6 protein-coding genes and 1 tRNA gene are annotated in these 6,403 nt (G+C 66.4%); 6 read left to right on the top strand and 1 reads right to left on the bottom strand.

Annotation, left to right across the window (positions count from 1 at the left end):
• Together QMZ16_RS10970 and QMZ16_RS10965 are read left to right on the top strand one after the other, a co-directional pair.
• Positions 1 to 77 (top strand) — tRNA-Asp (locus QMZ16_RS10970).
• 107 nt (positions 78 to 184) lie between these two features.
• Positions 185 to 1,447, top strand: a complete 1,263-nt coding sequence (locus QMZ16_RS10965; protein WP_282603279.1) for a glutamate-5-semialdehyde dehydrogenase — start codon at positions 185 to 187, stop codon at positions 1,445 to 1,447.
• 15 nt (positions 1,448 to 1,462) lie between these two features.
• Here QMZ16_RS10965 and QMZ16_RS10960 read toward each other — a convergent pair whose 3' ends face one another.
• Positions 1,463 to 2,080 carry a histidine phosphotransferase family protein gene (locus QMZ16_RS10960; protein ID WP_282603278.1) on the bottom strand — a complete coding sequence of 206 codons (618 nt, stop codon included), beginning with the start codon at positions 2,078 to 2,080 and terminating at the stop codon, positions 1,463 to 1,465.
• Between the two features lie 39 nt (positions 2,081 to 2,119).
• On the opposite strand from QMZ16_RS10960, the gene QMZ16_RS10955 reads away from it, so the two are divergent.
• The 4 genes from QMZ16_RS10955 to QMZ16_RS10940 all read left to right on the top strand — a co-directional run bounded on the left by QMZ16_RS10955 (position 2,120) and on the right by QMZ16_RS10940 (position 6,399).
• Positions 2,120 to 2,299, top strand: a complete 180-nt coding sequence (locus QMZ16_RS10955; RefSeq protein WP_282603277.1) for a DUF3553 domain-containing protein — start codon at positions 2,120 to 2,122, stop codon at positions 2,297 to 2,299.
• 209 nt (positions 2,300 to 2,508) lie between these two features.
• Positions 2,509 to 3,237: a GNAT family N-acyltransferase gene (locus QMZ16_RS10950; RefSeq protein WP_282603287.1), complete on the top strand. Its 729-nt coding sequence runs from the start codon at positions 2,509 to 2,511 to the stop codon at positions 3,235 to 3,237.
• Positions 3,234 to 4,070, top strand: a complete 837-nt coding sequence (locus QMZ16_RS10945; RefSeq protein ID WP_282603276.1) for a lysophospholipid acyltransferase family protein — start codon at positions 3,234 to 3,236, stop codon at positions 4,068 to 4,070. Before QMZ16_RS10950 ends, QMZ16_RS10945 begins: the two co-directional genes overlap by 4 nt.
• Positions 4,071 to 4,134: 64 nt before the next feature.
• Complete coding sequence (locus tag QMZ16_RS10940; RefSeq protein WP_282603275.1) at positions 4,135 to 6,399, top strand: adenosylcobalamin-dependent ribonucleoside-diphosphate reductase; 2,265 nt, start codon at positions 4,135 to 4,137, stop codon at positions 6,397 to 6,399.
• Positions 6,400 to 6,403: the final 4 nt, after the last annotated feature.

The following is a 6,403-nucleotide window of genomic DNA, read 5'->3' as shown; positions in this document are numbered from 1 at the left end:
GCGGTTGTAGCTCAGTTGGTTAGAGTACCGGCCTGTCACGCCGGGGGTCGCGGGTTCGAGCCCCGTCAACCGCGCCATTCCATCCCTTCCCTCCAGTGGAAATGACCCTCGCATCGTCCGAAGGACGACGCTAGAAGGGTGCCCGGCCGGGCCGACCGGTCGATCTTGCAACTGGGGAATGACGATGACCACATCCGACGCGCAGCAATTGATCGTGACCTTGGGCGAAGCGGCCCGCATGGCCGCAATCGAGCTTGCGCAGGCCCCAGCACCGCAGAAGACGAAGGCGTTGAACGCCGCCGCCGACGCGCTGGTCGCGGGCAAGGCGGATGTCATCGCCGCAAACGAACAGGACCTTGAATTCGCCCGCCAGAAGGGGCTCAGCGATGCGATGCTGGACCGCCTGCGGCTGGACCATGCGCGGATCGACGCGATCGCCGCATCGCTGCGCGAGGTGGCGGCCCAGGACGATCCGGTGGGGCAGGTGATCGCGGAATGGGACCGCCCGAACGGTCTGCATATCCAGCGCGTGCGCACGCCCATCGGCGTGATCGGCGTGATCTATGAAAGCCGTCCGAACGTCACCGCGGACGCGGCGGCGCTGGCGCTCAAATCCGGCAACGCCGTGATCCTGCGCGGCGGCAGCGAGAGCCTGCACAGCAGCGCCGCGATCTATGCCTGCATGGTTCAGGGCCTCCGCGCCGCCGGCCTGCCCGAGGCGTCCGTACAGATGGTGCCGACGCGCGACCGGGCTGCGGTTTCCGCAATGCTGGGCGCGCAGGGGCTGATCGACGTGATCATTCCGCGCGGCGGCAAGGGGCTGGTCGGGCTGGTCCAGGCCGAGGCCCGCGTGCCGGTCTTCGCGCATCTGGAGGGCATCTGCCACATCTATGTCGATGCCGCCGCCGATCCGGAAAAGGCGCGGTGCGTGGTCGTGAACGCCAAGACGCGGCGTACGGGCATCTGCGGCGCGGCCGAGTGCCTGCTGATCGACCGTGCCTTCCTTGCGGCGCATGGCGATGCGATCCTGCGCGACCTGATCGAGGCAGGGGTCGAGGTGCGGGCATCCGACGAGTTGGCCGAGACCCCCGGCACGGTCGCCGCAGGGGAGGAGGATTTCGGCAAGGAATTCCTCGACATGATCATCGCCGCCAAGCCGGTGGATGGCGTGGACCAGGCCATCGCGCATATCCGGCGCTTCGGCAGCCAGCACACCGAATCCATCCTGACCGAGGACGATGCCGCTGCCGCTCGCTTCTTCGCGGGCCTCGACAGCGCGATCCTGATGCGCAACGCCTCGACCCAGTTCGCGGATGGGGGCGAGTTCGGGATGGGCGCCGAGATCGGGATCGCCACGGGCAAGATGCATGCCCGCGGCCCCGTCGGTGCCGAGCAACTGACCAGCTTCAAGTACCTGGTCACCGGCGACGGCACCATCCGGACGTGACAGCGCGGGGGCGGGTCAGAACGCGATCTCGCCCCCGGTTTCGTCGAACTCGGCCGTCAGGTTGCGACCGCGCAGCGCATCGGCCAGCAGCGGGAACTGCACCTCGGACGGGGCGGCCTCGCGGCCCTTGCCCTGCGACAGCCACGCCCACAGATCGCCGTCCAGCCGCGCGCGTTCGCATTCCGCGACAAGCCGCCAGCCGGGTGCGTTGCGGATGACCAGCACGCGCCCGCCCCACGGCATCGTCGTCTCAAGACACAGAAGTCCCAGCATCACCAACCGGACCTGCGTGCGGGGGAAATCGGCCTCAGCCTCCAGCTGGATCTTCATGCGGCCATGCGCCGACATGCCGTCCACCAGCTTCTGCAGTTCGGGCCGCGAGACACGCTGATCGTCCTGCGCGGTGCCGAAGGCCATCCGGAAGGCCTGAATCCGCGAACGGGCGGATGCGACGGCCTCGGCGATCAGCTGGATCTCGGGTGCCTTGGCGATGCCCGGAAAGTCGGGCGACATCTCCAGCAGCTCCACCCCGTTCCCGATCGCGCCAAGCGGAGAGACGAGGTCGTGGCACAGTCGCGATCCGAGAAGTGCGGCAAGATCGCCCCCCTGGGGCGGCGTTGTCACCTGGGACATGTTCGATTAACCTCTGCTGAACCAAGCGGAGCGGTTGCCTTGAACGAGATCCTCGAACCCGGAATGATCGTACGTCACCCCGACGCACCCGAATGGGGCGAGGGGCAGGTACAGTCCCGCATCGGAGACCGCATCACGGTGAATTTCACCGAGGCAGGCAAGCGCGTCCTGGACGGCCGTCGTGTGGCATTGGAAATCCTGCGCTTCGACGGCGCGTAAGTTGCTGTTATCATTGATGCAGATTGCAACCACAAGTTGCACAAGGCAAGCAAAACTTTGTTAACGCGCATCGCCCGGACCTGCGATGTTGCAATGATGACGCCCCGCACCTAGACAGTGCCCAACCCAGACCGACTGCCCGAGGCCCCGTGAACCGCGTCGATACCAGCTTCTTTCAGATCCGCATCGCCAAGGACCCGCAGGACCTGATGGCCGCGCAAAGGCTGCGCTATCAGGTGTTCATAGAAGAACTGGGCGGCACCGGTCCGCTGGTCGATCACGACACCCGTCTGGAAAAGGACGAGTTCGACGATGTCGTCGATCATCTTTGCCTGATCGACACCCGCCGCGATGCCGAGGCGCTGGACCACGTGGTCGGTGTGTATCGCCTGCTGCCGGGCGATCGTGCCGCGGGCTTCGGGCGCTTCTATTGCGACGGCGAATACGATCTGCAGCCCCTGCGCAATTGCGGGCGACCCCTGCTCGAGCTGGGGCGGTCCTGCGTCCATCCCGAGTATCGCGGCGGATCGGGCATGTTCATCATGTGGAACGCGCTGGCCGATTACGTGCTGGACCACGGGATCGAGATCCTGTTCGGCGTCGCCAGCTTTCACGGGACGGATGCGCAGATGCTTGCGCCCTCGCTCAGCTGGCTGCACCACAAGCACCTTGCCCCCGAGGATCTGCGCCCGCGCGCCCGCGATGCCGGCTTTCAGCGGATGGACCTGATCGCGCCCGAGGACATCGACCGGCGCGAGGCGATGGTCGCGATGCCCGCGCTCATCAAGGCGTATCTGCGGCTTGGCGGTCAGGTGGGCGAGGGGGCCTTCATCGACCACGAGTTCAACACGACCGACGTGTTCCTGCTGATGGATACGGCGGCCATGTCGGCCAAGCACCGCCAGTTCTACGAAAGCCGCTGGCAGCAGGCGACATGACACCCGCAACCTGGCGCGAGGCCGAGCCGATCGCGCTGCGCCGTCCGCGCGGCCCGCGCGACTGGCTTCGCGTGCTGCGGCGCGGGGTTCCCGCGATCCTGATCCTGCTGATCGGCGTCCTGCTGATCCTGCCCCTGCGCGGGGTCGAGCGGCTGTTCCACGGCCCCCGCCGTCCATGGACCGGTCCGCATGTGCAGATCGTCTGCCGCCTGGTCCTGTGGGTCATGGGCATCGGCTGGCAGCGCGAGGGCGTGCCCATGCAGGGCCCCGGTGCGGTCGTGGCGAACCATTCCAGCTGGCTCGACATCCTCGTCTTCAACGCGGCGATGCCGGTCTTCTTCGTCAGCAAGTCCGAGGTCGCGGGCTGGCCGGGCATCAACATCCTGACCCGCGTGACGAACACGCATTTCGTGACCCGCGATCCGAAGCTTGCGCGCCAGCAGGCCGAGGAATTTGCCGCCCGGATCCGTGCCGGCCACCGGCTTCTGTTCTTCCCCGAGGGCACCTCGACCGACGGGCGGCGGGTGCTGCCCTTCAAGCCGACGCTGTTCCAGGGCTTCCTCGATCCGGGGCTGCCGCAGGGTCTGGCGATCCAGCCGATCAGCGCGACCTATCATGCGCCTGCGGGGCAGGATCCGCGATTCTACGGCTGGTGGGCGGATATGGAGCTTGGCTCGCATCTTCTGGCGGTGCTCTCGGTGCGCCATCAGGGCCGCGCGACCGTGCGCCTGCACGCGCCCCTGCCGATCCGCGCCGAGACGCGAAAAACTTTGGCAGCAAAATCAGAAGCGGCGATCAGGAAGGGCTTGACCGAAGCGCTTGGGCGGTGCTGACCTAGCGCGATCCTACATACTGCATATCGTGTTTTCCGTCCCTGCTGCCACAAAGGAACGTCCGATGACCCGCTTTGCCGCCCCAATCGCCGAACAGATCTGGGATATGAAATACCGGATGAAGGATGCCGAGGGGCAACCCGTCGATGCGGGGGTCGAGGACAGCTGGCGGCGCGTCGCCCGCGACCTTGCACGGGTCGAAGCCGACCCCGCCGCGTGGGAGGAGAAGTTCTACGGCGCGCTTACGGATTTCAAGTTCCTGCCCGCCGGTCGCATCCTTGCGGGGGCTGGCACCGGGCGCACGGTGACCTTATTCAACTGTTTCGTCATGGGCACCATTCCCGACAGCATGGGCGGCATCTTCGACATGCTGAAGGAGGCCGCGCTGACCATGCAGCAGGGCGGCGGCATCGGCTACGACTTCTCGACGATCCGGCCGCGCGGGGCGCTGGTCAAGGGCGTGGCGGCCGATGCCTCGGGGCCGCTGTCCTTCATGGATGTCTGGGATGCGATGTGCCGCACGATCATGTCGGCGGGCAGCAGGCGCGGCGCGATGATGGCGACCATGCGCTGCGACCACCCCGATATCGAAAGCTTCATCGAGGCCAAGCAGGACAGCGCCCGCCTGCGCATGTTCAACCTGTCGGTGCTGGTGACCGACGACTTCATGGAGGCGGTGAAGTCCGACGGCAACTGGGACCTGAAATTCGAGGGGCAGACCTTCCGCAGCGTTAAGGCGCGCGACCTGTGGAACCGGATCATGCGGGCGACCTATGATTACGCGGAACCCGGCGTGATCTTCATCGACCGCATCAACAAGGCCAACAACCTGCATTATGCCGAAACGATCGCCGCGACGAATCCCTGCGGCGAACAGCCCCTGCCGCCCTATGGCGCCTGCCTGCTGGGGTCGGTGAACCTTGCGCGGCTGGTGCGCGATCCCTTCACCGATGCTGCGCGGCTGGACCCCGAGGCGCTGGACGACCTTGTGCGGACGGCGGTGCGGATGATGGACAACGTGGTCGATGCCTCGCGCTTTCCGCTGGACAGCCAGGCGGCCGAGGCGCAGGCCAAGCGCCGCATCGGGCTGGGGGTCACGGGCCTTGCCGATGCGCTGCTGATGCTGGGCCTGCGTTACGGCGCCGAGGATGCGGTCGCGCAGACGCGGGTCTGGATGAAGGCCATCGCGCGCTCGGCCTATCTGGCCTCGGTCGATCTGGCCAAGGAGAAGGGCGCGTTTCCGCTGTTCGATGCCGATGCCTATCTGCGATCGGGCTTCATGTCCCGGATGGATCCCGATGTGCGCGACGCCATCGCAACGCATGGCATCCGCAACGCGCTTCTGACCAGCATCGCGCCGACGGGCACGATCAGCCTCTATGCCGGGAATGTCAGCTCGGGGATCGAGCCTGTCTTCGCCTATGCCTACAAGCGCAAGGTCCTGCAGAAGGACGGCACCCGGACCGAGGAGGAGGTCGTCGATTACGCCGTCCAGATGTGGCGCGACCTGAAGGGCGATGCGCCGCTGCCGGACTACTTCGTGAACGCCCAGACGCTGGCCCCGCGCGATCATGTCGCCATGCAGGCCGCCGCGCAGGAATGGGTGGACAGCAGCATTTCCAAGACGATCAACTGCCCCGAGGATATCGATTTCGAGGCGTTCAAGGACGTCTATCTTGCCGCCTGGGATCTGGGCTGCAAGGGCTGCACCACCTATCGCCCGAACGATGTCACCGGCAGCGTCCTGTCGGTCAGCGAGACGACCGAGGCCGCCCCCGAGGCCGATCAGGGCGCCGATGTCGTCTATCTGACCGAGCCGCTGGACCGTCCCGCCGCGCTGGAAGGGTCGACCTACAAGCTGAAATGGCCGGATTCGGCGCATGCCATCTATATCACGGTCAACGACATCGTGCAGGGGGGCCACCGCCGCCCGTTCGAGGTGTTCATCAATTCCAAGAACATGGAGCATTACGCCTGGACCGTCGCGCTGACGCGCATGATCTCGGCGGTGTTCCGGCGCGGGGGCGATGTCAGCTTCGTCGTCGAGGAGCTGAAGGCCGTCTTCGATCCGCGCGGCGGCGCGTGGATGAAGGGGCGCTATGTCCCCTCGATCCTGGCCGCGATCGGCGGCGTGATCGAACAGCACATGATCGCCACCGGATTCCTTGCGGGCGAGGGGCTGGGCCTCAAATCCGACCCGCAATCCGAGGTGATGGCCGTGGGCGAGGCCCCGCGCGGTCCCGCATGTCCGGCCTGCGGAGAATTCGGCATGCGCATGGTCGAGGGCTGCATGACCTGCCCGTCCTGCGGCCACTCGAAATGCGGATGACGGA

It is taken from the genome of Paracoccus sp. PARArs4, from assembly GCF_947311865.1.
Lineage (GTDB): Bacteria > Pseudomonadota > Alphaproteobacteria > Rhodobacterales > Rhodobacteraceae > Paracoccus > Paracoccus zeaxanthinifaciens.
This window is presented reverse-complemented; position numbering and strand designations above follow the sequence as displayed.

What these genes read in the sequence shown, in the direction of transcription:
- QMZ16_RS10965 (WP_282603279.1), top strand. Translation starts at nt 185, where the DNA reads ATGACCACATCCGACGCGCAGCAATTGATCGTGACCTTGGGCGAAGCG.
- QMZ16_RS10960 (WP_282603278.1), bottom strand. Translation starts at nt 2,080, where the DNA reads ATGTCCCAGGTGACAACGCCGCCCCAGGGGGGCGATCTTGCCGCACTT.
- QMZ16_RS10950 (WP_282603287.1), top strand. Translation starts at nt 2,509, where the DNA reads ATGGCCGCGCAAAGGCTGCGCTATCAGGTGTTCATAGAAGAACTGGGC.
- QMZ16_RS10945 (WP_282603276.1), top strand. Translation starts at nt 3,234, where the DNA reads ATGACACCCGCAACCTGGCGCGAGGCCGAGCCGATCGCGCTGCGCCGT.
- QMZ16_RS10940 (WP_282603275.1), top strand. Translation starts at nt 4,135, where the DNA reads ATGACCCGCTTTGCCGCCCCAATCGCCGAACAGATCTGGGATATGAAA.